The sequence below is a fragment of the Methanotorris formicicus Mc-S-70 genome (assembly GCF_000243455.1).
GTDB classification, from domain to species: Archaea; AGJL01; Methanococci; order Methanococcales; family Methanococcaceae; genus Methanotorris; species Methanotorris formicicus.
On sequence record NZ_AGJL01000108.1, the window covers coordinates 1 to 1347 of the forward strand.

The 1347-nt window shown below is 30.1% G+C and carries 1 protein-coding gene and 1 pseudogene; one reads left to right on the plus strand and one right to left on the minus strand.

Features of this window, described 5'->3' with window-relative positions; all coding sequences use genetic code 11:
• Nucleotides 1-219: 219 nt before the first annotated feature.
• A pseudogene (locus METFODRAFT_RS09580) lies at nucleotides 220-1140 on the plus strand (DUF1156 domain-containing protein); the annotation flags it as partial.
• A gap of 14 nt (nucleotides 1141-1154) precedes the next feature.
• Here the strand turns inward: METFODRAFT_RS09580 and METFODRAFT_RS09585 are convergent.
• Nucleotides 1155-1347: hypothetical protein (locus METFODRAFT_RS09585; protein WP_007045431.1), on the minus strand; the 193-nt coding region annotated here is incomplete at its 5' end.

A 1347-nucleotide genomic window follows, 5' to 3' on the forward strand; every position in this document is an offset into this window, starting at 1 on the left:
AGTTAGTATGATGTTCGGAGATACTGATTTTAGGAGTAGCATTATTTGGATTATTATTTTTACTTAGCATTGTAGGATATTTACTCGAGATTCAAAACATTTATTATATATGCTTTGAAATCTTTTTATTTACATGGGCAATTTTCAATACTTACAGATGTATTTGGATAATCAATGAATTAATTAAACTGTTACATTAACTAAGAGAGGAGATAATATATGGAGAGATTTATAGAAAATCCAAAGTTTCCAATAAGGGAAATTAATGAAAAGAGTAAAAAAGAGAAAGGTGCAGCAAGACCTCCATATTGGGAAATGGTATTTTATTGGACAAGAAAACCATTAATTGGAGCAAGAGGTGTAATTGCTGGTTCTTTATTACCTTACAATATTGATTTAGAGAGATTTAAAAATGCAATATGTCTTGATGAAAAAACTCCTCACAGAATAAATCCAAGAATTCCTGATGATTGGAAGAAGTATTTTGAAGGTAAAAAATTATTAGACCCATTTGCTGGTTTTGGTTCTATTCCTCTTGAAGGTTTAAGGTTAGGTTTAGATGTTACAGCTGTTGAGTTACTGCCAACAACTTACATATTTTTAAAGGCAGTTTTAGAGTATCCTAAGGTGTTTGGCAAGATTTTAGTTAAAGATGTTGAGAAATGGGGAAATTGGATTACTGAAAGATTGAAAGAGGATGAAGATATTAAAGATCTTTATGATGATTCTGCTGTTTATATTGGAACTTGGGAGATAAAATGCCCTCACTGTGGAAAATGGACTCCATTAATTGGTAATTATTGGTTGGCAAGAGTTAAAGACAACAAAAAGGGTTACAAAAGATTGGCATTTATGAAGCCAATTAAAACAGATGATGGTATAGATATTGAGATTGTAGATATAAATAAACTTGCAAAGGAGAATAAATTAAAGTTGTCAGATGCAAAGGTCAATAAAAATAAAATAAAGATTGGAAATTTAGAGTTTGAAGTTCCAAATCCAAATATTGAATCAAGAAAGAGCCAAGTAACATGTCTATTTTGTGGCAATTTAATAAAATTTGCAGATGAAGAAGGAAATCACTATTTAAATAAAGTTAAGGGCAAAGATTTGGAGTTTTATGTAAAATTTGCTTTAAAGAACTGACAGTGTGATTACGAGAATCCTTTCCTTATTAGTTCTTTACTACACTCTTTAATCACTTCATAGAATGATAATCCATATTTGTGGCTTAAATATTCTATACAGTTTGATACCATTGCTATAAACCTAACAAACCCAATATTGCTCTTTTCAGACGTTAGGTAATTTCCCTCAACATCTAAAATCGATTTATCTCTTCTATGC